Annotated in this window: 22 protein-coding genes and 1 pseudogene; 2 read left to right on the top strand and 21 right to left on the bottom strand. The window is 70.6% G+C overall.

Features of this window, described 5'->3' with window-relative positions; translation table 11 throughout:
* Nucleotide 1: 1 nt before the first annotated feature.
* The 15 genes and pseudogenes from nuoK to ACGFK0_RS16915 all read right to left on the bottom strand — a co-directional run bounded on the left by nuoK (nucleotide 2) and on the right by ACGFK0_RS16915 (nucleotide 14,505).
* Nucleotides 2-301 carry an NADH-quinone oxidoreductase subunit NuoK gene (gene nuoK / locus ACGFK0_RS16845; RefSeq protein WP_392905674.1) on the bottom strand — a complete coding sequence of 100 codons (300 nt, stop codon included), beginning with the start codon at nucleotides 299-301 and terminating at the stop codon, nucleotides 2-4.
* Nucleotides 298-1,242 (bottom strand): NADH-quinone oxidoreductase subunit J, encoded by a 945-nt coding sequence (locus ACGFK0_RS16850; protein WP_392905677.1) that lies wholly within the window; start codon nucleotides 1,240-1,242, stop codon nucleotides 298-300. Before ACGFK0_RS16850 ends, nuoK begins: the two co-directional genes overlap by 4 nt.
* Nucleotides 1,243-1,421: 179 nt before the next feature.
* Nucleotides 1,422-1,859 (bottom strand): annotated as a pseudogene (gene nuoI, locus ACGFK0_RS16855) (NADH-quinone oxidoreductase subunit NuoI); the annotation flags it as partial.
* Between the two features lie 49 nt (nucleotides 1,860-1,908).
* A complete protein-coding gene (nuoH, locus tag ACGFK0_RS16860) occupies nucleotides 1,909-3,246 on the bottom strand; it encodes an NADH-quinone oxidoreductase subunit NuoH (RefSeq protein WP_392905680.1) in 1,338 nt (445 codons plus the stop codon).
* The gene (locus ACGFK0_RS16865) at nucleotides 3,243-5,723 is read right to left on the bottom strand and encodes an NADH-quinone oxidoreductase subunit G (RefSeq protein ID WP_392905682.1); all 2,481 of its coding nucleotides are present in this window, start codon (nucleotides 5,721-5,723) and stop codon (nucleotides 3,243-3,245) included. The genes nuoH and ACGFK0_RS16865 overlap by 4 nt, the downstream gene beginning before the upstream one ends.
* On the bottom strand, nucleotides 5,720-7,018 hold the full coding sequence (gene nuoF / locus ACGFK0_RS16870) for an NADH-quinone oxidoreductase subunit NuoF (protein WP_358449148.1): 1,299 nt from the start codon (nucleotides 7,016-7,018) through the stop codon (nucleotides 5,720-5,722). Before nuoF ends, ACGFK0_RS16865 begins: the two co-directional genes overlap by 4 nt.
* Entirely contained in the window at nucleotides 7,015-7,830 is an 816-nt protein-coding gene (gene nuoE, locus ACGFK0_RS16875; protein WP_392905685.1) for an NADH-quinone oxidoreductase subunit NuoE, read from the bottom strand. Before nuoE ends, nuoF begins: the two co-directional genes overlap by 4 nt.
* Nucleotides 7,827-9,173: an NADH-quinone oxidoreductase subunit D gene (locus ACGFK0_RS16880; RefSeq protein WP_392905688.1), complete on the bottom strand. Its 1,347-nt coding sequence runs from the start codon at nucleotides 9,171-9,173 to the stop codon at nucleotides 7,827-7,829. The genes nuoE and ACGFK0_RS16880 overlap by 4 nt, the downstream gene beginning before the upstream one ends.
* Nucleotides 9,170-9,949 (bottom strand): NADH-quinone oxidoreductase subunit C, encoded by a 780-nt coding sequence (locus ACGFK0_RS16885; RefSeq protein ID WP_392905691.1) that lies wholly within the window; start codon nucleotides 9,947-9,949, stop codon nucleotides 9,170-9,172. Before ACGFK0_RS16885 ends, ACGFK0_RS16880 begins: the two co-directional genes overlap by 4 nt.
* Complete coding sequence (locus tag ACGFK0_RS16890; RefSeq protein ID WP_392905693.1) at nucleotides 9,949-10,494, bottom strand: NuoB/complex I 20 kDa subunit family protein; 546 nt, start codon at nucleotides 10,492-10,494, stop codon at nucleotides 9,949-9,951. The genes ACGFK0_RS16885 and ACGFK0_RS16890 overlap by 1 nt, the downstream gene beginning before the upstream one ends.
* A gap of 1 nt (nucleotide 10,495) precedes the next feature.
* Entirely contained in the window at nucleotides 10,496-10,855 is a 360-nt protein-coding gene (locus tag ACGFK0_RS16895) for an NADH-quinone oxidoreductase subunit A (RefSeq protein WP_392905695.1), read from the bottom strand.
* A gap of 193 nt (nucleotides 10,856-11,048) precedes the next feature.
* Nucleotides 11,049-12,305 (bottom strand): geranylgeranyl reductase family protein, encoded by a 1,257-nt coding sequence (locus ACGFK0_RS16900; protein WP_392905698.1) that lies wholly within the window; start codon nucleotides 12,303-12,305, stop codon nucleotides 11,049-11,051.
* 137 nt (nucleotides 12,306-12,442) lie between these two features.
* Nucleotides 12,443-13,159, bottom strand: coding sequence for a demethylmenaquinone methyltransferase (locus ACGFK0_RS16905; RefSeq protein ID WP_392905701.1), 717 nt, complete (start codon nucleotides 13,157-13,159; stop codon nucleotides 12,443-12,445).
* A gap of 81 nt (nucleotides 13,160-13,240) precedes the next feature.
* On the bottom strand, nucleotides 13,241-13,480 hold the full coding sequence (locus ACGFK0_RS16910; protein ID WP_392905704.1) for a DUF4229 domain-containing protein: 240 nt from the start codon (nucleotides 13,478-13,480) through the stop codon (nucleotides 13,241-13,243).
* 44 nt (nucleotides 13,481-13,524) lie between these two features.
* Nucleotides 13,525-14,505: a threonine/serine dehydratase gene (locus tag ACGFK0_RS16915; RefSeq protein ID WP_392905707.1), complete on the bottom strand. Its 981-nt coding sequence runs from the start codon at nucleotides 14,503-14,505 to the stop codon at nucleotides 13,525-13,527.
* Between the two features lie 247 nt (nucleotides 14,506-14,752).
* Between ACGFK0_RS16915 and ACGFK0_RS16920 the strand changes: the two genes are divergently transcribed.
* Entirely contained in the window at nucleotides 14,753-14,956 is a 204-nt protein-coding gene (locus ACGFK0_RS16920) for a BldC family transcriptional regulator (protein WP_021593176.1), read from the top strand.
* Nucleotides 14,957-15,119: 163 nt separating this feature from the next.
* Here the strand turns inward: ACGFK0_RS16920 and ACGFK0_RS16925 are convergent, their stop codons facing one another.
* A complete protein-coding gene (locus ACGFK0_RS16925; protein WP_392905711.1) occupies nucleotides 15,120-15,383 on the bottom strand; it encodes a hypothetical protein in 264 nt (87 codons plus the stop codon).
* 16 nt (nucleotides 15,384-15,399) lie between these two features.
* Nucleotides 15,400-16,386 carry a hypothetical protein gene (locus ACGFK0_RS16930; RefSeq protein ID WP_392905714.1) on the bottom strand — a complete coding sequence of 329 codons (987 nt, stop codon included), beginning with the start codon at nucleotides 16,384-16,386 and terminating at the stop codon, nucleotides 15,400-15,402.
* 137 nt (nucleotides 16,387-16,523) lie between these two features.
* Here ACGFK0_RS16930 and ACGFK0_RS16935 point away from each other — a divergent pair, with 137 nt between their 5' ends.
* Nucleotides 16,524-16,814: a hypothetical protein gene (locus ACGFK0_RS16935; protein WP_392905716.1), complete on the top strand. Its 291-nt coding sequence runs from the start codon at nucleotides 16,524-16,526 to the stop codon at nucleotides 16,812-16,814.
* Nucleotides 16,815-16,853: 39 nt separating this feature from the next.
* Here ACGFK0_RS16935 and ccsB read toward each other — a convergent pair whose 3' ends face one another.
* The 4 genes from ccsB to ACGFK0_RS16955 are packed head-to-tail and all read right to left on the bottom strand — an operon-like array spanning nucleotide 16,854 to nucleotide 20,928.
* Complete coding sequence (gene ccsB, locus ACGFK0_RS16940) at nucleotides 16,854-17,840, bottom strand: c-type cytochrome biogenesis protein CcsB (protein WP_392905719.1); 987 nt, start codon at nucleotides 17,838-17,840, stop codon at nucleotides 16,854-16,856.
* A 4-nt stretch (nucleotides 17,841-17,844) separates the two neighbouring features.
* The gene (locus ACGFK0_RS16945) at nucleotides 17,845-19,596 is read right to left on the bottom strand and encodes a cytochrome c biogenesis protein ResB (protein ID WP_392905722.1); all 1,752 of its coding nucleotides are present in this window, start codon (nucleotides 19,594-19,596) and stop codon (nucleotides 17,845-17,847) included.
* A gap of 1 nt (nucleotide 19,597) precedes the next feature.
* Nucleotides 19,598-20,341, bottom strand: a complete 744-nt coding sequence (locus tag ACGFK0_RS16950) for a cytochrome c biogenesis CcdA family protein (protein WP_392905724.1) — start codon at nucleotides 20,339-20,341, stop codon at nucleotides 19,598-19,600.
* Nucleotides 20,338-20,928 carry a TlpA family protein disulfide reductase gene (locus tag ACGFK0_RS16955; RefSeq protein ID WP_392905726.1) on the bottom strand — a complete coding sequence of 197 codons (591 nt, stop codon included), beginning with the start codon at nucleotides 20,926-20,928 and terminating at the stop codon, nucleotides 20,338-20,340. The genes ACGFK0_RS16950 and ACGFK0_RS16955 overlap by 4 nt, the downstream gene beginning before the upstream one ends.

A 20,928-nucleotide genomic window follows, 5' to 3' on the forward strand; every position in this document is an offset into this window, starting at 1 on the left:
CTCAGTACTTCAGCAGGTTCACGTCGTCCACCGACGAGGACCTGCGGGTCCGGAAGACGGTCATGATGATCGCCAGGCCCACCACGACCTCCGCGGCGGCCACCACCATCACGAAGAAGGCGATGATCTGACCGTCCAGGTTGCCGTGCATGCGGGAGAACGAGACGAACGCCAGGTTCGTCGCGTTCAGCATCAGCTCGATGCACATGAACACCACGATCGCGTTGCGGCGCACGAGCACGCCGAGAGCGCCGATGGTGAACAGGATCGCCGAGAGCGCCAGGTAGTGCCCCGGACTCATTGACCAGCCTCGCCTTCACGTTCGTTGCCGCCCGCCCGGCCGCCGGCACTGCCGCCGGCGGCCCGCGTCCCGGACTTGACGACGCGCGACTCGGCGTCCGCGTCCTCGGCTTCATCGGTGACGGCCTTGACGTCCCGGACGTTCCGCTCGACCGCCTCTTCCGGGGACGCGCCGTGCAGATCGGCGTGCCGCTCCGACGAGTCGACGCGGGCGGCGATGACCGGATTGACCGACAGCTCCGACGGTGTCCCGTCGGGCAGCAGCGCCGGCATGTCGACGGCGTTGTGCCGGGCGTAGGTGCCGGGGCCCGGCAGCGGGCCCGGATGGTCGCCGGACAGGAACCGTCCCTTGGACAGGTCCTTCTGCGTCGGCTTCGGCTCGGTGCGTTCCCGGTGCGCCAGCACCATCGCGCCCAGCGCCGCGGTGATCAGCAGGGCGCTGGTCGCCTCGAACGCGAACACGTACTTGGAGAACAGCAGCCGGGCCAGGCCGACGACGTTGCCTTCGGCGTTGGCCTGGTTCAGGCCCGCCGAGCCGCCGAGCGCCGCGTTCGCGAGACCTGCGCCCACCAGGGCGATGAACCCGACCGCGGCGACCACCGCCCAGAAACGCTGGCCCCGGATCGTCTCGACCAGTGAGTCCGTGGAGCTCACCCCGACGAGCATCATCACGAACAGGAACAGCATCAGCACCGCGCCGGTGTAGACGATCACCTGGACGAACGCCAGGAACGGGGCGTTCTGGATCGCGTACAGCGCGGCGAGGGACAGCATCACGGTGGCCAGCAGCAGCGCCGAGTGCACCGCCTTCCGCATGAAGATCATGCCGATTGCGGCGCCGACGGACACGACGGCAAGCAGCCAGAAGAAGAACGGCTCACCGGACTGCTTGTCGGCGACCTCCGCCGCGAGGACGTGCGCACCCGAGAACGAGGCGTTCACTTGCCCTCACCCCGCTTACGGGCCTTCTCGCGCTTGCCCGCCTTCTCGTCCTTGACGGCCTTCTCGTCCTTGCCCGCCTTCTCGTCCTTGACGGCCCGCTCCTTCTCGACCGCCTGGTCGACGCTCGCCCGGCCGCCGCCCTCGGACGGGACGGTCGGCGCCGGCTCCTCGGGCTGGAGGCCGAGGCGGTAGTAGTCCTCCTCGGTGTCGCCGAGCCGCATCTCGTGCGGCGGCGTCTCCATGCCCTCGCGCAGCGGCGCCAGCAGCATCTCCTTGGTGTAGATCAGGCTCTCGCGGCTGTCGTCGGCGAGTTCGTACTCGTTGGTCATCGTGAGCGCCCGGGTCGGGCACGCCTCGATGCACAGCCCGCACAGGATGCAGCGCAGATAGTTGATCTGGTAGGTGCGGCCGTACCGCTCACCGGGCGAATAACGCTCGTCGGCGGTGTTGTCGGCGCCCTCGACGAAGATCGCGTCGGCGGGACAGGCCCAGGCGCACAGCTCGCAGCCGATGCACTTCTCCAGACCGTCCGGCCACCGGTTGAGCTGGTGCCGGCCGTGGAAGCGCGGAGCCGTCGGCTTCTTCACCTCGGGGTACTGAACGGTCTCGCTCTTCATGAAAATCTGGTGGAACGAGACCCCGAACCCCTTCACCGGGTTCAGGAAATCAGTGAGTCCCACTGGTGACCTCCTCAGGAGGGGTTTTCAACGTGGAAGCCCCGGCCGGGCCGCCGCGGTAGTGGGGCGCGTCCATCGGCGGCACCGGGAACCCGCCGGCGGCCGGGTCGGGCCCGCCGTCCTTGCCCGCGCCCGCGCCCGGCACGATCTCCTTCTCGTCCTCGCCGCCCCGGACCATCTCCCAGAGCACCGTGGCCACCAGCACCACCGCGGCCGCGACCGCGGCGACGATCACGATCTGCCGCATGTCGTAGCCGTCGTTGCGCAGCGCGCGGATGGTGCCGACCAGCAGGATCCAGCCGAGCGAGAAGGGCGTCAGCACCTTCCAGCCGAGCTTCATCAGCTGGTCGTAGCGGACGCGGGGCAGCGTGCCGCGCAGCCAGATGAAGAAGCAGATGAACATGAGCACCTTGGCCAGGAACCACAGCACCGGCCACCAGCCGGAGTTGGCGCCCGCCCACACCGTGGAGATCGGCGCGGGAGCGCGCCAGCCGCCGAGGAACAGCGTGGTGGCCAGCGCCGACAGCGTCGCCAGGTTGATGTACTCCGCGAGGAAGAACATCGCGAACTTCAGCGACGAGTACTCGGTGTGGAAGCCGCCGACCAGCTCGCCCTCACCCTCCGGCAGGTCGAACGGGATGCGGTTCGACTCCCCCATCATCGTGATCACGTACACGATGAAGGACGGCGCCAGCAGGATCGCGAACCACTTGTCCTGCTGCGCGGCGACGATCTCCGAGGTGGACATCGAGCCGGCGAACATGAACACCGCCACGAACGACAGCGCCATCGCGATCTCGTAGGAGATCACCTGCGCGGACGAGCGGAGCCCGCCGAGCAGCGAGTACGGCGACATCGACGACCAGCCGGCCAGCACGATCCCGTACACGCCCATCGACGCCATCGCCAGCACCAGCAGCACCGCGACCGGGAGGTCGGTGCCCTGCAGCGGCGTCTGGTGCCCGAAGACCGACACCGTCGGCCCGAACGGGATGATGGCGAACGAGATGAACGCCGGCACCGCCGCCATGACCGGAGCGAGGACGAACACGACCTTGTCGACCTGGCGGGGGACGATGTCCTCCTTCAGCGCCAGCTTGATGCCGTCGGCGAGGCCCTGCAGCAGGCCGAACGGGCCCGCGCGGTTCGGGCCGACGCGCAGCTGCATCCGGCCGATGAGGCGCCGCTCGAACCACATCGTCATCAGCACGGTCACGACCAGGAACGCGAAGATGGCGACGACCTTGCCGCCGATCAGCCACCACGGATCCGAGCCGAAGTCCTTCAGCGTCGGATCCGCGGCCGGCGCCGCCGCGAGCGGGCTCATTTGCTGCCTCCAGCGTTCTCGTCAGGAGCCTGCGCCGCCGTCGCGCCCGCGAGCACCCCGCTCGCGATCTTGACGATGCCGCCGGCCGCCGCGCCCAGGTCCCGGTACAGCGCGCAGCCGGCCGAGTTGGTCGGCAGCCACACCACCCGGTCGGGCAGGTCGGCGGTCACCTCCAGCGGGAGCGTGACCTCGCCGCGCGCCGCCGACACCGTCACCGCGCCGGTCGCACCGATCTCCGCGGCCGTCGCGGGCGACAGCCGGGCGACCGCGGCCTTCGCGGTGCCCGCGAGGAACGGCTCGCCGTCCTGCAGCCGGCCGCGGTCCAGCAGCAGCCGCCACGTCGCCACCAGCGCCTCACCCTGCCCCGGGTGCGGCGGCAGCTCCTGCGCCACGTCCGGTGCGTCCGGACGCTGACCCCGGTAGGCGCCGAGTTCGGTCAGCTCGCGGCGCGCCGCCTCCGGGCCGGGCAGCCCGAGATGGACGTCCATCTCGTCGGCGATGGCGTCCAGCACCCGCAGGTCCGACATCCGCCCCGACGACCTGAGCACGACGTCGAACTGGCGGCCGCGGCCCTCCCAGTCGACGAACGTGCCGGACTTCTCCGCGACGGCCGCGACCGGGAAGACGACGTCGGCGCGGTCGGTGACGGCGCTCGGCCGCTGCTCCAGGCTCACCACGAAGTCGGCGGCGTCCAGGGCCCGCAGCATCGCGTCCGGGTCGGGCAGGTCGTAGGGGTCGACGCCGCCGACGAGCAGCGCCCCGCGCCGCCCCCCGGCCGCCGCCGCGATGATCCCGGCGGCGTCCTCGCCCGCCCCGGAGGGCAGTTCGGCGACGCCCCAGACGCGGGCGACCTCCGCCCGCGCCGCCGGGTCGGTCACCGGACGTCCGATCGGCAGCAGCCCGGGCAGCGCCCCGGCCTCGACCGCGCCGCGCTCCCCGGCCCGGCGCGGCACCCACGCCAGCCGGGCGCCGGTGAACTGCGCCAGCCGGGCCGCCGCGGTCAGCGCGCCGGGGCTGCCCGCGAGCCGCTCACCGACCAGGATCACGGCGCCGGGCGTCTCCATCAGCGTCCGGATGTCGGACCGGTCGTCGTCACCGATCAGCGAGCCGAGCGTCTCCGCCTCCGCACCGGGCGCCGTCGGCAGCAGCGTCCCGCCGACCTTGTCCAGCCCGCGGGTCGCGAAGGGGGCGACGGCGTACACCTTCAGCCGGTTCTTGCGGAACGCCTTGCGGAGCCGCAGGAACACGATCGGCGACTCCTCCTCCGGCTCGAAGCCGGCCAGGAGCACTGCCCCCGCCTTCTCCAGGTCGGCGTAGGACACCTCGATGGAGCGTCCCGCGACCGACGAGGCGAGGAACCGCGACTCCTCGTCCGACAGCGGCCGGGCCCGGAAGTCGACGTCGTTGGTGCCGAGCGCGATCCGGGCGAACTTGGCGTAGGCGTAGGCGTCCTCAAGGGTGACGCGCCCGCCGGTCAGGACGCCGGCGCGGCCGTGCGCCGCCGCGAGGCCCTCCGCCGCGATGGTGAGCGCCTCCGGCCACGACGCCGTCTCCAGTTCGCCGTCCTCGTTGCGGACGAGCGGATGCGTGAGCCGTTCCGGCCGCGTCCCGTACGTGAACGCCCAGCGGCCCTTGTCGCAGTTCCACTCCTCGTTGACGTGCGGGTCGTCGCCGGCCAGCCGCCGCGTCACCTTGCCGCGCCGGTGGTCGGTCCGGATCGCGCAGCCGGACGCGCAGTGCTCGCAGACGCTCGGCGTCGACACCAGGTCGAACGGCCGGGACCGGAACCGGTACGCGGTGCCGGTGAGCGCTCCCACGGGGCAGATCTGCACGGTGTTGCCGGAGAAGTAGGACTGGAACGGCCGGTCCTCGGCGATCCCGACCTCTTCCTTGGCGCCGCGCTCGAACAGGTCGATGAACGCGTCGCCGGCGATCTGCTCGGAGAACCGGGTGCAGCGCGTGCACTGGATGCAGCGCTCCCGGTCGAGCAGCACCTGGCTGGACAGCGGGAGCGGCTTCGGCCACGTCCGCTTGGTCTCCAGGAACCGCGTCTCGCCGCGCCCGTGGGACATCGCCTGGTTCTGCAGGGGGCACTCGCCGCCCTTGTCGCAGACGGGGCAGTCCAGCGGGTGGTTGATGAGCAGGAACTCCATGATGCCGTGCTGGGCCTTGTCGGCCACCGGCGAGGTGAGCTGGGTCTGGACGACCATGCCCGGCATCACGGGGGTGGTGCAGGACGCCTGCGGCTTCGGCATCCCGCGGCCGTTGCCGGCGTCGGGAATCTCCACCAGGCACTGCCGGCACGCCCCGATCGGGTCGAGCAGCGGATGCTCGCAGAACCGCGGGATCTGGATGCCGAGCAGCTCGGCGGCCCGGATGATCAGCGTGCCCTTCGGCACCTCGATCTCGAAGCCGTCGATGGTGCAGGACACCATCTCCACCTTCTCCACCTCCGACTTGTCGTCGGTGACGGTCACTTGGCACCTCCCCAGAGGGTGGACTTGGCCGGGTCGAACGGGCAGCCGCCCTGCTCGAAGTGCTGGAGGTACTCGTCCCGGAACAGCTTGATCGACGACACGACGGGGCTGGTGGCGCCGTCGCCGAGGGCGCAGAACGCCCGGCCGAGGATGTTGTCGGAGATGTCGAGCAGGGTCTCCAGGTCCTCTTCGGTGCCCTGCCCGGCCTCCAGCCGCTTGATCATCAGCTTGTACCAGTAGGTGCCCTCACGGCACGGCGTGCACTTGCCGCACGACTCGTGCGCGTAGAACTCCGACCAGCGCAGCACCGCCCGGACGACACACGTCGTCTCGTCGAAGATCTGCAGCGCCCGGGTGCCGAGCATCGACCCGGCGGCGCCGACGGACTCGAAGTCCAGCGGCACGTCCAGGTGCTCGTCGGTGAAGATCGGCGTGGACGACCCGCCGGGCGTCCAGAACTTCAGCCGGTGCCCCTCGCGGACGCCGCCCGCCATGTCGAGCAGCTCCCGCAGCGTGATCCCGAGCGGCGCCTCGTACTGGCCGGGACGCGTGACATGCCCGGACAGCGAGAAGATCCCGAAACCCTGGGACTTCTCGGTGCCCATCGCGGCGAACCACTCCGGGCCGTTGCCGATGATCGAGGGAACCGACGCGATCGACTCGACGTTGTTGATGACGGTGGGCCCGCCGTACAGGCCCGCGACCGCCGGGAAGGGGGGCTTCAGCCTGGGCTGGCCGCGGAACCCCTCAAGGGAGTCCAGCAGCGCCGTCTCCTCGCCGCAGATGTAGGCCCCGGCGCCGCTGTGCACGACGACGTCGAGGTCGTAACCGGACCCGAGGATGTCCTTGCCGAGGTAACCGGCCTCGTACGCCTCCGCGACCGCCTGGTGCAGCCGGCGGATCACGTGCAGGACCTCGCCGCGCACGTAGATGAACGCGAGGTTCGACTTGATCGCGAACGAGCTGATGACGACACCCTCGATGAGCACGTGCGGGTTGGCCATCATCAGCGGGATGTCCTTGCACGTGCCCGGCTCGGACTCGTCGGCGTTGACCACCAGGTAGCGGGGGTTCGGGCTGCTCGGCGGCAGGAACCCCCATTTCATTCCGGTGGGGAAGCCGGCGCCTCCGCGGCCGCGGAGGCCGGAGTCCTTGACCGCCTGGACGATGTCGTCCGGCTCCATCCCGAACGCCTTGCGCAGCGCCTTGTAGCCGCCCTCACGCTCGTAGCCCTCGCGGGTGAACGAGTCGGCCTGGTCCCAGTTCCTGGTGAGGATCGGGGTCAGCGTGGTCACGTGTTCCGCCCCTCCTGGCTGCCGGGCTTCGCCTCACCCGGGATCGGCTCGCCGGGCTCGTGCGGCGGTTCGGCGATCTGCTCCGGCTTCACCGGCTCGTCCGGCCGCTCACGGTCGGCGTCCGCGTCATTCGTGGGGGACGACCCCCCGGCAACTGCACTCGGGGGGGCGGCCCACCCGCGCTCCCGCGCGAGCTTGAGGCCGCGCAGCGACTCCGGCCCCGCCTGGACGCCCTCGCCGGCGCGTCCGTCGGGGAACCCCGCCAGCACCCGGGACGCCTCCCGCCACGTGGCCAGGTGCTCCGCGCCGCGCGAGGGCAGGACCCGCTCGCCCGACCGCAGGTCGTCGACGAGCTTCTTGGCCTTCTCGGGAGTCATGTTGTCGAAGAACTCCCAGTTGACCATCATCACCGGCGCGAAGTCGCAGGCCGCGTTGCACTCGATCCGCTCAAGGCTGACCTTGCCGTCCGGGGTGGACTCGTCGTGCCCGACCCCGGCGTGCTCGCTCAGCTCGTCCCAGATCTGGTCGCCGCCCATGATCGCGCACAGCGTGTTGGTGCACACGCCGACGTGGTACTCCCCGACCGGCGCCTGCTTGTACTGCGTGTAGAACGTCACGACGCCCGTCACCTGCGCCGGCGTGATCCCGAGCTGCTCCGCGCAGAACTCGATGCCGTCCTGTGTGACGTGCCCCTCCACCGACTGCACCAGGTGCAGCATCGGCAGCAGCGCCGACCGCGGCCGCGGATAACGGCCGATGATCAGCTTGGCGTCCTTTTCCAGCCGTTCACGAACCTCCGGCTCGTATGTCATCGGTCCACACCTCCCATGACCGGGTCGAGACTGGCCACCGCGGCGATGATGTCGGCGATCATGCCGCCCTCCGCCATCGCCGGTACGGCCTGCAGGTTGACGAAGGACGGGTCGCGGAAGTGGGCGCGGAACGGGCGGGTGCCGCCGTCGCTCACCACATGCGCGGCCAGCTCGCCGCGCGGCGACTCGATCGGCACGTACGCCTGCCCGGCCGGTACCCGGAAGCCCTCGGTCACCAGCTTGAAGTGGTGGATCAGCGCCTCCATCGAGGTGCCCATGATGTGCGCGATGTGCCGGGGCGAGTTGCCCAGGCCGTCGGCGCCCATCGCCAGCTGCGCCGGCCAGCCGATCTTCTTGTCCTCGATCATCACGGGGCCCTTGGCGGCCTGCAGCCGGTCCAGGCACTGCCCGACGATCTTCAGCGACTGCTCCATCTCGTCCATCCGGACGAGGTAGCGCCCGTACACGTCGGACGTGTCCTGCGTCGCGACCTCGAAATCGTAGTTCTCGTAGCCGCAGTACGGCTGCGACTTGCGCAGGTCCCACGGCAGCCCGGTCGCGCGCAGCACCGGGCCGGTGACGCCGAGGGCCATGCAGCCGGTCAGGTCCAGGTACGCGACGTCCTTCGTCCGCGCCAGGAACACCGGGTTCGCGTCCAGGAGCTTGCGCAGCGCCTCGATCCGCTTCGGCATCCGGTCGAGATAGTCGCGGATCTTGCTGGTCGCACCGCTCGGCAGATCCTGCGCCACCCCGCCGGGGCGGATGTAGGCGTGGTTCATGCGCAGCCCGGTGATCTCCTCGAACAGGTCGAGGGTGTACTCGCGCTCGATGAACCCGTTGAGCATCACCGTGGTCGCGCCGAGTTCGAGGCCGAACGTCGCGATCGCCACCAGATGCGAGGAGATCCGGTTCAGCTCCATCATCATCACGCGGATGATCTGCGCCCGCTCCGGCACCTGGTCGGTGATGCCGAGGAGCCTCTCCACACTCAGGCAGTACGCCGCCTCGTTGAACAGCGGCGCGAGGTAGTCCATCCGGGTGCAGAACGTGGTGCCCTGCGTCCAGGTACGGAACTCCATGTTCTTCTCAATGCCGGTGTGCAGGTACCCGATGTTCACCCGGGCCTCGGTCACCGTCTCACCGTCGAGCGTGAGGATCAGCCGGAGCACGCCGTGCGTCGACGGGTGCTGCGGGCCCATGTTGACGACGAGCCGCTCGTCACCGGCCTCCTCGGCGCCGGCGACGACCTGGTCCCAGTCCTGCCCGCCGACGTCGAACACGCGGCCTTCGGCCGCCTCCTCGGCGGCGTAGGCGTCGTACTCGGTGTACTTGGTCGAGCTCATACGTACGACCGCCTTTCGTCCGGCGGGGGGATCTCCGCACCTCGGTACTCGACGGGGATGCCGCCGAGAGGGTAGTCCTTGCGCTGCGGGTGGCCGACCCAGTCGTCGGGCATCTCGATGCGCGTGAGCGCGGGGTGGCCGTCGTAGACGATCCCGAAGAAGTCGTAGGTCTCGCGCTCGTGCCAGTCGCTCGTCGGGTAGACCGGTGCCAGGGACGGGATGTGCGGGTCGGCGTCCGGGCAGGTCGCCTCCAGCCGGACGCGCCGGTTGTGCGTGATCGACAGCAGGTGCACGACGGAGTGCAGCTCCGCGCCCTCGTCCTTCGGGTAGTGGACGCCCGACACGCCCGAGCACAGCTCGAAGCGCAGCGACGGGTCGTCCCGCATGGTGCGCGCCACCTCACGCAGGTGCTCGCGCCTGACGAAGAACGTCAGCTCACCGCGGTCGACGACGACCCGCTCGATCGCGTCACCGAAATCGGGCCCCGCCTTCTCCGGGGACGACCCCGGACCCCGCAGTGCGCGCTCCAGCTCGTCGGCGATCACGTCGAACTCGCCGGGCTCGGCGGCGCCGCCCGGCCCGCCGTACGGGCGGGTCGCGGACACCTTCGGGCTCTGCCGGATGACCAGCCCGCCGTACCCGGACGTGTCGCCGGTCGTCTTCGCGCCGAACATGCCCTTGCGGACGATCGGCTGCTCCCGGCGCTCCTCCTCGGTGTGCGCGGGCAGCTGGTCGGCGCTCTGCTCGGCCTTCTGCTCGGGATGTTCGGAACTCATCAGGCCCCCTGTCCGAGCAGCGGCAGCCGGCGGCGCTTGGCCTCTTCCAGCTCGGCGATCTGCTTCTGGCGCTGCGGGCCGAGCTTGGTGTTCTGGATCTGGTCGTGCAGCTTGACGATCGCGTCCAGCAGCATCTCCGGGCGCGGCGGGCAGCCGGGCAGGTAGATGTCCACCGGGACGATGTGGTCGACGCCCTGCACGATCGCGTAGTTGTTGAACATGCCGCCGGACGAGGCGCACACGCCCATCGCGATGACCCACTTCGGCTCGGTCATCTGGTCGTAGATCTGCCGCAGCACCGGGGCCATCTTCTGGCTCACCCGGCCCGCGACGATCATCAGGTCGGCCTGCCGCGGCGTCGCCGAGGCGCGTTCCATTCCCCACCGGGAAAAGTCGTGCCTGGGGTCGCCGGCCGCCATCATCTCGATCGCGCAGCAGGCAAGGCCGAACGTCGCCGGCCACACCGAGCTCTTGCGCGCCCACCCCGCGACCTGCTCGACCGTGGTCAGCAGGAAGCCGCTGGGAAGCTTCTCCTCAACACCCATATCAGTCCCACTCCAGACCGCCGCGCCGCCAGATGTAGGCGTACGCCACGAGAACGGCGACGATGAAAAGGACCATCTCGACAAGGGCGAAGAGCCCCATCCGGTCGAACGCGACCGCCCAGGGGTAAAGGAAGATGATCTCAATGTCGAAGACGATGAACAGCATCGCCGTCAGGTAGTACTTGATCGGAAAACGTCCGCCGCCCACCGGCTGCGGGGTCGGTTCGATACCGCACTCGTAGGCGTCGAGCCGCGCGCGGTTCCACCGCTTCGGCCCCGTGAACGAGGCCATCACCACCGAGAAGGCGGCGAAGCCGAAGCCGAGCACCCCCAGGACGATGAGCGGAATATAGAGATCCATGCCCCTACGGCCTCTCCTCGGAACGTACAACGCTGTACCGGACGGCTCCGCCGCGGGCCGCCACCCTAGCCAAGGTGATCAATATCGCTCCCCTCAGGGGGTCGGGTCATGCACTTTAGTCCGCTCACCTGCGGAAGCTTGAATCGCATGCGCTCGCTCACGGCGCCGCTCACACGATCGGTCACGCCATCGCTCATGCCGCCGGCGCCACCTTCTGCATCGCGTTGATGACGCGGTCCATCGCGTCCCCGCCCTTGGGGTCGGTCAGGTTCGCGAGCAGCTTGAGCGTGAACCGCATCAGCGTGGGGTGGGGCAACCCGTGCGCGGTGAGGAACTTCATGATGCGCGGATCGCCGATGGCCTGGACGAACACCCGGGCCAGAGTGAAGTAGCCGCCGTGGTCCTCCTTCAGGATGCGCGGGTACTCGTACAGCGTCCGCTCCCGCTGGGCGGGGGTGCGGCGGGCGAGTGCCTGCACCATGATGTCGGCGGCCAGCCGGCCGGACTCGAGCGCGTAGTCGATGCCCTCCCCGTTGAACGGGTTGATCATGCCGCCGGCGTCGCCGACGAGCAGCATCCCTCGGGTGTAGTGCGGCTGCCGGTTGAAGCCCATCGGCAGCGCCGCGCCGCGGATCTTCGAGGTCGCGTGGTCCTCGTCGAACTGCCAGTCCTCCGGCATCTGCGCGCACCAGCGCTTCAGCATGCCGCGGTAGTCGACGCTCTGGAACGCCTTGCTGGTGTTGAGGAGCCCGAGCCCGACGTTGGACGTGCCGTCCCCGACGCCGAAGACCCAGCCGTAGCCGGGCAGGAGGCGCTCGCCGTCCCACAGCTCCAGCCACGCCTCCATGTAGTCGTCGTCGTGGCGGGGCGTCTGGAAGTAGCGGCGGACCGCGACGCCCATCGGGCGGTCCTCGCGCCGCCGCAGGCCCATGGCGAGCGACAGCCTGGTCGAGTTGCCGTCGGCCGCGACGACCAGCGGCGCGTGGAACTCGACCTCCTCGCCCTCGTAGTCGGCGGTGACGCCGGTGATGCGGTCGGTGCGCTCGTCCAGGATCGGGCCGGTCACGGTGCAGCCCTGCAGCAGCCGGGCGCCGGCCTTCGCGGCGTGCTCGGCGAGGAGCTGGTCGAAGTCGGTGCGCTTGCGGACGAGCCCGAAGTCGGGGAAGCTCGCGAGCTCCGGCCACGGCAGCTCCACCTTGACGCCGCCGCCGTAGATGCGCAGCCCCTTGTTGCGTCCCCAGCCCGGGTCGCTGACGTCGACGCCCATCCCGATGAGGGCGCGGACGGCGCGCGGCGTGAGGCCGTCGCCGCAGATCTTGTCGCGCGGGAACCTGGTCTTCTCCAGCAGGAACACCTCAAGGCCGGCCTGCGCCAGCCAGTACGCGGTCGACGATCCGGCGGGGCCTGCCCCGACGACGATGACATCTGCGTGTCGGGCGGAGTCGGTCACTGCGGTCCTCTTTAGCTCGTTCGCTTGTGAAGCACTTCACAAGGATCCGATGGGGAGTCTATTCCTTTATCACGACTGGTGCGTACTTCTGGGCCGGTCCAGGTTTGGATCGGTCCGGACCGGCGGCCGCCCGCGGGTCATCCCGGGTTGACCGCGCGGTGCAGCGCGGCCACCCCGAACGTGAGATCGCGCCAGTGCACCCCGTCCCAGCCCGCGTCCTGGACCAGCCGCGCCAGCGCCGCCTGGTCCGGCCAGGCGAGCGTCGACTCGGCCAGGTACCTGTAGGAGTCGGGGTTGGAGCTGACCCGCGCCAGCAGCGGCAGCCCGTACCGGAGATGCGCCTTGTGGCCGAACGCCAGCAGCCCGTTCGGAGGGTGGCTCACCTCGCAGATCAGCAGCCGCCCGCCGGGCTTCGCGACACGCCGCAGCTCGCGCAGCGCCAGCCCCGTGTCGGCCACGTTGCGGAGCCCGAACGAGATCGTGACGGCGTCGAACGACCCGTCCGCGAACGGCAGCCGCAGCGCGTCCCCCGCGACGAAACCCAGCCGCCGCGCGCGCGTCGTCCGGCCCCGGCCGTGCCGCCGCACGCCGACCCGCAGCATGCCGAGCGAGAAGTCGCACGCCACCGTTTCGGCGCCCGCCTCGGCGAACGGCACCGCGGACGTCCCGGTACCCGCCGCGAGGTCGAGGACCCGCTCACCGGGCTTCGCGTCCACCGCCCGCACCACCTCCCGGCGCCACCGCCGGTCCTGCCCGCCGGTCATCAGCGTGTTCAGCAGGTCGTACCGCTCGGCGGTGCCGTCGAACATCGCCGCGACGTCGGCGGGCTTCTTGTCAAGAGAGGCGCGGCTCATGCCCCCCACCCTAGAAGCAGTGGCACGGCGCACACGCATCGCGGGTCGGTCCCCGCGGGGCCTCCCGCCGGCGTCTTCCTTCTAGCCGTCTTCCTTGGTTACGGACTTCTGGAACTTCGCCCGCTGGGAGCGGGCACCGGAGACGACCGCGGCGGACATCCGGTCACGCTGACCGGACAGCAGCACGTAGCTGACGACGCCGCTGATCACCAGCGCCAGGAGCAGGAGCAGGGCACCGCGGGCGCCGATCAGCGCCAGCACGCCCGCGGTCGCCAGAAAGATCACGACCCGTGCGGCGGTGTAGAAGATGATGGAACGCATGACCCTTCGAGGCTACCTCCACACCCCGTGACCTCTGCGCCGGGTCACCTCAGGACGTCCAAGAGCAGTGACGGGTCCGCGTTGCCGCCGGAGAGGATCGAGACGTAGGTGCGTCCGGCCGGGAGTTCGGCGCGGCGGTAGAGGTAGGCGGCGGTGGCGACGGCGCCGGCGGGTTCGGCGAGGAGGCGGGCCTCGCGGGCGAGGCGGCGCATCGACGCCCTGATCTCGTCCTCGGTGACGGTGACGATGCCGTCCACGTGGGCGCGCATATGCGCGAAGGGGAGGTCGCCGACCCGCTGTACGCGCAGGGCGTCGGCGATGGTGCGGCCGGTCTCCTCGGCGTCCCAGGCGACGGGACGTCCCGCGGCCATCGAGTCGCGGGCGTCGGCGGCGAGTTCCGGTTCGACGCCGATGACCCTGGCCTCGGGCCGCAGCGCCTTGACGGCGGCGGACACTCCGGCGATCAGGCCGCCGCCGCTGACGGGGACGAGCACGACGTCCACGTCCGGGCGGTCCTGGACGATCTCCATCCCGACGGTGCCCTGACCGGCGATGACCCGGGCGTCGTCGTAGGGCGGGATCATCGCGAAGCCGTGCGCGCCGGCGAGCTTGCCGGCGGTCTCGGCGCGGGCCTGCGACGTCGGCTCGACATAGACGATCTCGGCGCCGAGCGCGATGCACGCGTCGACCTTGACGCCCGGGGTGTTGTGCGGCATGACCAGGACGGCCTTGACGCCGAAGGTGCGCGCCGCGTAGGCGACGGCCTGCGCGTGGTTGCCGCTGGAGTGCGTCACCACACCGCGCCGGCGTTCGTCCGGGGTCAGGGACGAGATGGCGGCGTACGCGCCGCGCACCTTGAACGCTCCGATCGGCTGCAGCGACTCGGCCTTCACGAGCAACGACGGCTCCCCGGCGGCCGCCGGGGCGGGGTCGTGGGGGAACCGGACGAGCGGTGTCCGGAGGGCGACGCCCGCGATGCGCTCGGCGGCCGCCTCCATCTCCGGTAGCGATACAAGGTCGGACATGTTCTGGGAGACTACTTCGCGCGGTGGGCAGGGGCTGCCCGCGGCCCGTTTCGGACGTGACATGGCAGGTCAAACGGGGTCAATGTGATCTGCGTCACTCACGGTGCGGGCACCGACGGTGATCGCTCCTGTTCGGCGAACTACGGACCGTGATCTTTTCCGAAAACAAGGGAGAAATCGGTCTTGACCCGCCACACTGTTAAACAGTCCACCCGCGCCGAGAGCGGGACAAAGGGGGAGAGAAAACGTGGAGAGCACGAGCGAGCGCCTGCTGACACCAGGAGAGGTCGCCGCCCTCTTCCGGGTCGACCCGAAGACGGTCACCCGGTGGGCCGCCGCGGGCCGGATCAGCAGCATCCGCACTCCCGGAGGCCACCGCCGCTTCCGCGAGTCCGAGGTGCACGCGCTGCTGCGCGGCGAGGAGCCCGTCGCCGAGCATTCGGCCCGCTGACCTGGCCTCAGCCGCCCGGACCGCCGCGCCGTGGTAGTCCCCTCGCAGGAATCCCTCGCCCGGGCGGCCGGGGCCTTCTCACTCCCCGCCGGCACATCTCCCCGCCCGTACTCGGGCGCCGACTCCGGGGCTCGGTTCACTCTCCCACGCCTTGCCTCCGGTTCTACGCCTGGTCTCCGGCGTCGCCCGCCTTCCACTCCTCGAACCGGCGGAGCAGGTCAGCGTCCTCGTCCCGCCAGCGGCGCCGCCGCTCCTCCAGTTCCTCCTCCGTGAGCGACTCGCGGAGAAGCCGGTCGTAGTCGGGGTCGTCCGGCCCGATCTCGACATAGGCGTCGGCGATGATCCGTCCTTCGCCCGCCTCGGCGGGTTCGGCGAGAACGCTGTGCGGGACCCGGAGCGTGCCATCGGGGAGCCGGATCACGTACATCCTCGATCACCCTCCCCTAGATCCCGTACCTGCGGTTGAAGAAGAGCATGACCTCCAGGGCGGTCCGGATGTTGCCGGCGAGCATATCGACGAGGGCCGGGCGCTGCCGGGAGGAGATCGCGGCGAACGCGTCCGCGAAGAACTCGCGGCGGCCGAGCGCGTCGGGCTGGCGGTGGAAGTCGCTCGCGAGATGCGGCCTGCACTCCTCGTACAGCTTGCGGAAGGCGGGGCTGTCGGACGTCCACTCGCCGTCGTCGCCGTCGATGTCGTCGAGCGCGTGCCCGACCTCGTGCAGCATCACGTCCGGCGTCGGGGACGGCCGGTCCCCCACGACGATCTTGCGGTCGCCGTACGCGCCGGCGCAGATGTCCCAGGTGGCGCGGCCGGACGGGAGCGGCCGGTCGCGCAGATGGCCCATGTCGTCGAGCTGCGGGACGCCTCCGGGCCCCACGTAGATGCCGTCGAGCCCGCCCGCGAGCTTCTCCTTCAGCGGCTCGGGCAGCGATGCCAGGCTGTCCACGGCCCCGATCACCTCTGGTGTCGGCGGCCCTCCCCGGACGTCCCACTGCCGGTAGAGGATGCCTTCCAGGGCACCGCAGTTGCGGCGGCCGTCGGCGGCGTGCGGCATGCCCGGCGGGTGCGGCTCCACGCGGAGCCGGTCGTCCTCCAGCTCGAAGTCGCTCCACGAGTAGTCGCCGGACCGGGGCCGCCCGTGCCTGCGCCGCCCGAACCTGCCGGTGAGCCCGGCCACCGCGTCGCCGCCGTCCACTCCGCCGTTCGCGCCGGGACGGTCCGCGCCGGGCCCGAGCGCGTAGTCGTCGTCACGGCCGGCCTTGCGGAACCGCCCGAACCGGTCGCGCGGCTGGTTGCTGCGCGGCCGCACCTGCCCCGAGTCGGGCGGCGACGGGGAGTACGCGGCATCGTTCCTGCGGCTCTGCCCACCACGGAGCGACTCCCGGCTCCGCAGCTCCCGGGGCTTGCGATGGACGCCTTTGAAGCGCATCAGGCTCCTCTGTCGACGGGCCCATGGGGGTTCACAAGCAACGCTCATCGGGTCCGGTGACGGACAGGGCCCCGCAGAAAGGGTAAGCCGGAACCCGACTTGGCGTCATCCCCACGAGTCACGGATACCCTTTAGCCGTGACAAACGTGCTGGTTACGCTGGTTTTGCTCGGGATCTGGCTCTACTGCCTCCTGGACGTCCTCCGGACCGACGCATCCGAGTTGCGGCACCTGTCCAGGCGGGGCTGGTTCGCGATCGCCTTCTTCGGCTTCCTCATCGGCTCGATGCTGTGGCTGCTGGACGGCCGGCCCCGCCACGGCGCGGCGGCCTTCGGCTCCCGGATGGCCGCCGCCGGGCCGATCGGCCCGGACGACGACCCGGCGTTCCTGCGTGATCTGGAACGCCGGCTCCGCGACGAGGGAGCCTGACGGACGCTCGCGCGAGCGTCCGTCCTACACGCGGTCTCCTTACGCGTAGGAGTGCAGGCCGGAGAACAGGTAGTTCACGCCGAAGAAGTTGAACATCAGCGCGGCGAACGCGAGCAGCGCGAGGATCGCGGCCTTGCGGCCCTTCCAGCCGGCCGTCGCGCGAGCGTGCAGGTAGGCGGCGTAGATGATCCAGGTGACGAAGGACCAGACCTCCTTCGGGTCCCAGCCCCAGTACCGGCCCCACGCCTGGTCGGCCCAGATGGCGCCCATGATGATGGCGGCCGTCCAGATCGGGAACGCGAACATCGTGACCCGCATCGCGAGGCGGTCCAGGCTCTCGGCCGACGGCATGCGGGACAGGACGCCGCCGTCCGCGACTCCACGGCGCGCCTCCACGCGGTCCTTCACCAGGTACAGGACCGTTGCGGCGCCCGCGACGGTGAACGCGCCCGTCGCGATGATCGCCGCGGTCACGTGGATGGCGATCCAGTACGAGTTCAGCGCCGGGGTGACCGGGCCGACCGAGTCGTACAGCCAGATGTTCGCCACGCCCAGCGCGACGACCGCGGCGGCCATGACGAACGCACCGAGGAAACGCGCCTTGTAGCGGTACATCACGACCATGAACGCGGTGACGGCGGCGAACGCGATGGCGGTGAGGAACTCGTACATGTTCCCCCACGGCCACCGGCCCGCGGACAGCCCGCGGGTGACCATGACGCCGAGGTGCGCGCCCCAGCCCAGCACGTTGAGCAGGACCGCGAGGCGGACCCAGTCGAGCTGGGGACGCTCGCCTCCGTCCTCGGTGTCCGCGGCGGCGGACGCGTCCGCGGCCGGGCCGGCGTCCTCGGCGTGGGCGCCGGCGCCCACCAGGACCTTCGCCTCCGCCTTCTCTGAAACCGTCTCCGGTGCGGCGCGGCGGCCGAAGCCGAGGTCGATGGCGTAGGCGGCCAGCGCGATGACGTACATCACCACGGTGGTCAGCATGAGCTTGTCGCTCAGGTTCGCGAGGTCGGCGTCGCTCACCGCGTCACTCCTTCGATTCGGTCGCCGACCCGGATTCCGGGTCGGCGGCGGGCTCGCTTTCAGGCCCCTCGGCCTCGGACTCCGTGTCCTCGGGCTCCTCGGCCTCGGGCTCCTTACCCTCGGAAGCCTCGACGTCGGGCCTGTCCTCCGGACCGCGCAACGCGGTCACGATCTCGTCGAACTCCGCGGTCGGGCTCCCCAGCGTGAGACCACCGACCTCGACAACCGTACGCCCGCCCTCCGCGGCGCTCGCACGGACCCACACCCTGCGCCGCCGGACCATGAACGACGCCGCCACGCCCAGCACCGCGAGGATGGCGGCGATCAGCGCGGGGACGCGTCCCGGGTCGTGGTTGACCGACAGGGTGACGTACTCCTCCAGCCCGTCGAACGTGACCGACCCTGCGCCGCCGGGCAGTTCGAACGTCTCCCCCGGCTCCAGCAGCTTCTGGCCGTCCTTGACGGGGTGGAGCGTCTCGCCGACGCCTTCCAGCTTGTAGACCGACTGGGGTGTCCCGGAGTCCAGGCCGATGTCGCCCTTGAACGCGGTGATCGTGACGACCGGGCGGAGCGGAGCCGGGAACCCCGAGACGATCTGCTTGCCGTCCTCGCTGGCCATCGCCGTGGGCCACAGGATCGCGTAGAAGGCGAGCTGGTCGGGCTGGGCGTCGGGGACCTTGATGACGCCCTCGGACGTCAGGTTCGCCTGCTGCATCTCCAGGAACGGCACCGAGTCCTTGAACGCGACGTCACCGTTGGCGTCCCGGACGGTGAAGACCGGCGCGTAGCCGTGGCCGAGCAGGTACACCTTCGCTCCGCCGACGCTGAGCGGATGGTTCATCCTCAGGTCGTACGGCTTCTCCGCGGCGTCCGGGGCGGACCGGTAGCGGATGTCGGCGTTGAAGTCGGTGGCCTGGCCGCGTTTGTCGCCTTCGGTCTGGTACTCGGCTTTGAAGTCGTCCAGGGTGACGGTGAACGGGGCGAGGTCCCCGTCGCCGAACATGCGCCCCGGCGAGAACTTGTCGTACCGGCTCAGCGAGTTGGCGAACGTGTTGCCCTCGGCCAGCAGCACGTTCCCCTGGTAGCCGAACAGGTTCCCGAGGCCGAGCGCGAACAGCAGCGCCAGCAGCGCCAGGTGAAAGAGCAGGTTCCCGGTCTCGCCGAGATAGCCCTTCTCGGCGGACGCGGCGCCGCCGGCGACGTCCACGCGGAACCGGCGCCCGCGCAGTACCTCGCGCGCCTCGGCGAGGACGTCCTCCGGGGACGTGTCCGTCTCGTACTTCGCGGACTGCGGGAGCCGCGCCAGGTTCCGGGGCGCCGCCGGCGGCCGCGCCCGCATCGACCGGTAGTGCTTGACCGCGCGGGGGATGACGCAGCCGGCCAGCGAGACGAACAGCAGGATGTAGATCGCCGCGAACCAGGGCGCGGCGAACACGTCGAACATCGACGCCCTGTCCAGCCACGGCCCGAGCGTCGTGTGCTCCTCAAGGTAGGCCGCGACCTTCTCCGGCGCCTGCCCGCGCTGCGGCAGGATCGACCCGGGCACCGCGCCGAGCGCGACCAGGAACAGCAGGATCAGCGCGGTGCGCATCGTGGTGAGCTGGCGCCAGCCCCACCGCAGCCAGCCGATCGGGCCGAGACCGGCCGGGCCGGGGGCCTCCCCCGGCGCCTGCCGCGCGGCGGGCGCCAGGGTCCCCGACTCCGCGGCCTCCGCGGCCTGCGCGTCGTCCTGCACGTCGTCCTGGATGTCAGTCATCTCAAATCACCGGTTGGAAGCCGCTGATCCACGACTTGAGCTGGATGTTCAGGTCACCCCACAGGCCGCTGACCAGCAGCACCCCGATGAGGACGAGCATCCCCCCGCCGATCCGCATGACCAGGGGGTAGTGGCGCTTCACGGCGTCGAACGCGCCGAGCGCCCGGCGGTAGGCGATCGCCGCGGCCACGAACGGCAGCCCGAGGCCCAGGCAGTACGCCAGCGACAGTAGCGCGCCGCGCCCGGCGCTCGCCTCCGTGACGGCGAGGCTCTGCACGGCGCCGAGCGTCGGGCCGATGCACGGCGTCCAGCCGAGCCCGAACAGGACGCCGAGGAGCGGCGCGCCCGCGAGACCGGCCGCCGGCAGCCGTCCCGACTTCAAGGTGCGCTGCAGGCCGGGGATGAACCCCATGAACGCGAGGCCGAACAGGATCGTGATGACGCCGAGGACGCGGGTGATCGGGTCCTGGTACTCCAGCAGCCACCGTCCCAGCCCCCCGAACACGACGCCGTAGCTCACGAACACGACGCTGAAGCCCGCGACGAACAGCAGGACGCCGGCGAGCAGCCGTCCCCGCCGCTGCTCGGCCATGTCGGCGCCGGACATGCCCGTCACGTACGACAGGTAGCCCGGTACCAGCGGCAGGACGCACGGCGAGGCGAACGAGACGAGCCCGGCGAGCGCCGCCAGCGGCGCCGCCGCCACCAGCGACCCGCTGACGACCGTCTCGTTGAGTGAGCTCACTTTTCTGAGGAGATCTCGGCGACCAGGGGGTTGAGCTTGGAGTAGGTCGTCGCGCCGATGATGCGGGCGGCGACGCGGCCCTGCCGGTCGAGGACGAGCGTGCTCGGGATCGCGCTGGGCGGCACCTCGCGGAAGGCCAGCGTGACCTGGCCGTCGGCGTCGGACAGGCTCGGGTAGGTGATCTTGAACTTGCGCTCGAACGCCTCGGCGTTGGCCTTGGAGTCCTTGAAGTTGACGCCGAGGAACTCGACGCCCTTGTCCTTGTTCTCGGTGTAGACGTGCTGCAGCGACGGGGCCTCGCCGCGGCAGGGCGCACACCAGGACGCCCAGAAGTTCACGACCACGACCTTGCCCTTGAGGTCGGCGAGCTTGAACGGCTTGCCGTCCAGGAGCCGGCCGGTGACGCCCTGGACGCTCGGGCGCTCGGCGGACTTGTACTCGGTGACATTGCCGTCTCCCGAGATGAACCGGTTGGCGTCGCCGCCCTGCCCGTTCTCCGAGGCGCTGGTTCCGGCGCAGCCGGCCAGCAGCCCGCAGAGCGCGACGGCAGCGGCGGCGGCGCGCAGAGGGGAGATTCGGGGGCTCAA

Source organism: Spirillospora sp. NPDC048823 (assembly GCF_043198445.1).
GTDB lineage: Bacteria > Actinomycetota > Actinomycetes > Streptosporangiales > Streptosporangiaceae > Spirillospora.

Excerpts from the sequence above, each read along its gene's own strand:
- nuoK (WP_392905674.1), bottom strand. The coding sequence starts at position 301 with ATGAGTCCGGGGCACTACCTGGCGCTCTCGGCGATCCTGTTCACCATC.
- nuoH (WP_392905680.1), bottom strand. The coding sequence starts at position 3,246 with ATGAGCCCGCTCGCGGCGGCGCCGGCCGCGGATCCGACGCTGAAGGAC.
- nuoE (WP_392905685.1), bottom strand. The coding sequence starts at position 7,830 with ATGACATACGAGCCGGAGGTTCGTGAACGGCTGGAAAAGGACGCCAAG.
- ACGFK0_RS16880 (WP_392905688.1), bottom strand. The coding sequence starts at position 9,173 with ATGAGCTCGACCAAGTACACCGAGTACGACGCCTACGCCGCCGAGGAG.
- ACGFK0_RS16885 (WP_392905691.1), bottom strand. The coding sequence starts at position 9,949 with ATGAGTTCCGAACATCCCGAGCAGAAGGCCGAGCAGAGCGCCGACCAG.
- ACGFK0_RS16890 (WP_392905693.1), bottom strand. The coding sequence starts at position 10,494 with ATGGGTGTTGAGGAGAAGCTTCCCAGCGGCTTCCTGCTGACCACGGTC.
- ACGFK0_RS16895 (WP_392905695.1), bottom strand. The coding sequence starts at position 10,855 with ATGGATCTCTATATTCCGCTCATCGTCCTGGGGGTGCTCGGCTTCGGC.
- ACGFK0_RS16905 (WP_392905701.1), bottom strand. The coding sequence starts at position 13,159 with ATGAGCCGCGCCTCTCTTGACAAGAAGCCCGCCGACGTCGCGGCGATG.
- ACGFK0_RS16910 (WP_392905704.1), bottom strand. The coding sequence starts at position 13,480 with ATGCGTTCCATCATCTTCTACACCGCCGCACGGGTCGTGATCTTTCTG.
- ACGFK0_RS16915 (WP_392905707.1), bottom strand. The coding sequence starts at position 14,505 with ATGTCCGACCTTGTATCGCTACCGGAGATGGAGGCGGCCGCCGAGCGC.
- ACGFK0_RS16925 (WP_392905711.1), bottom strand. The coding sequence starts at position 15,383 with ATGTACGTGATCCGGCTCCCCGATGGCACGCTCCGGGTCCCGCACAGC.
- ACGFK0_RS16930 (WP_392905714.1), bottom strand. The coding sequence starts at position 16,386 with ATGCGCTTCAAAGGCGTCCATCGCAAGCCCCGGGAGCTGCGGAGCCGG.
- ACGFK0_RS16945 (WP_392905722.1), bottom strand. The coding sequence starts at position 19,596 with ATGACTGACATCCAGGACGACGTGCAGGACGACGCGCAGGCCGCGGAG.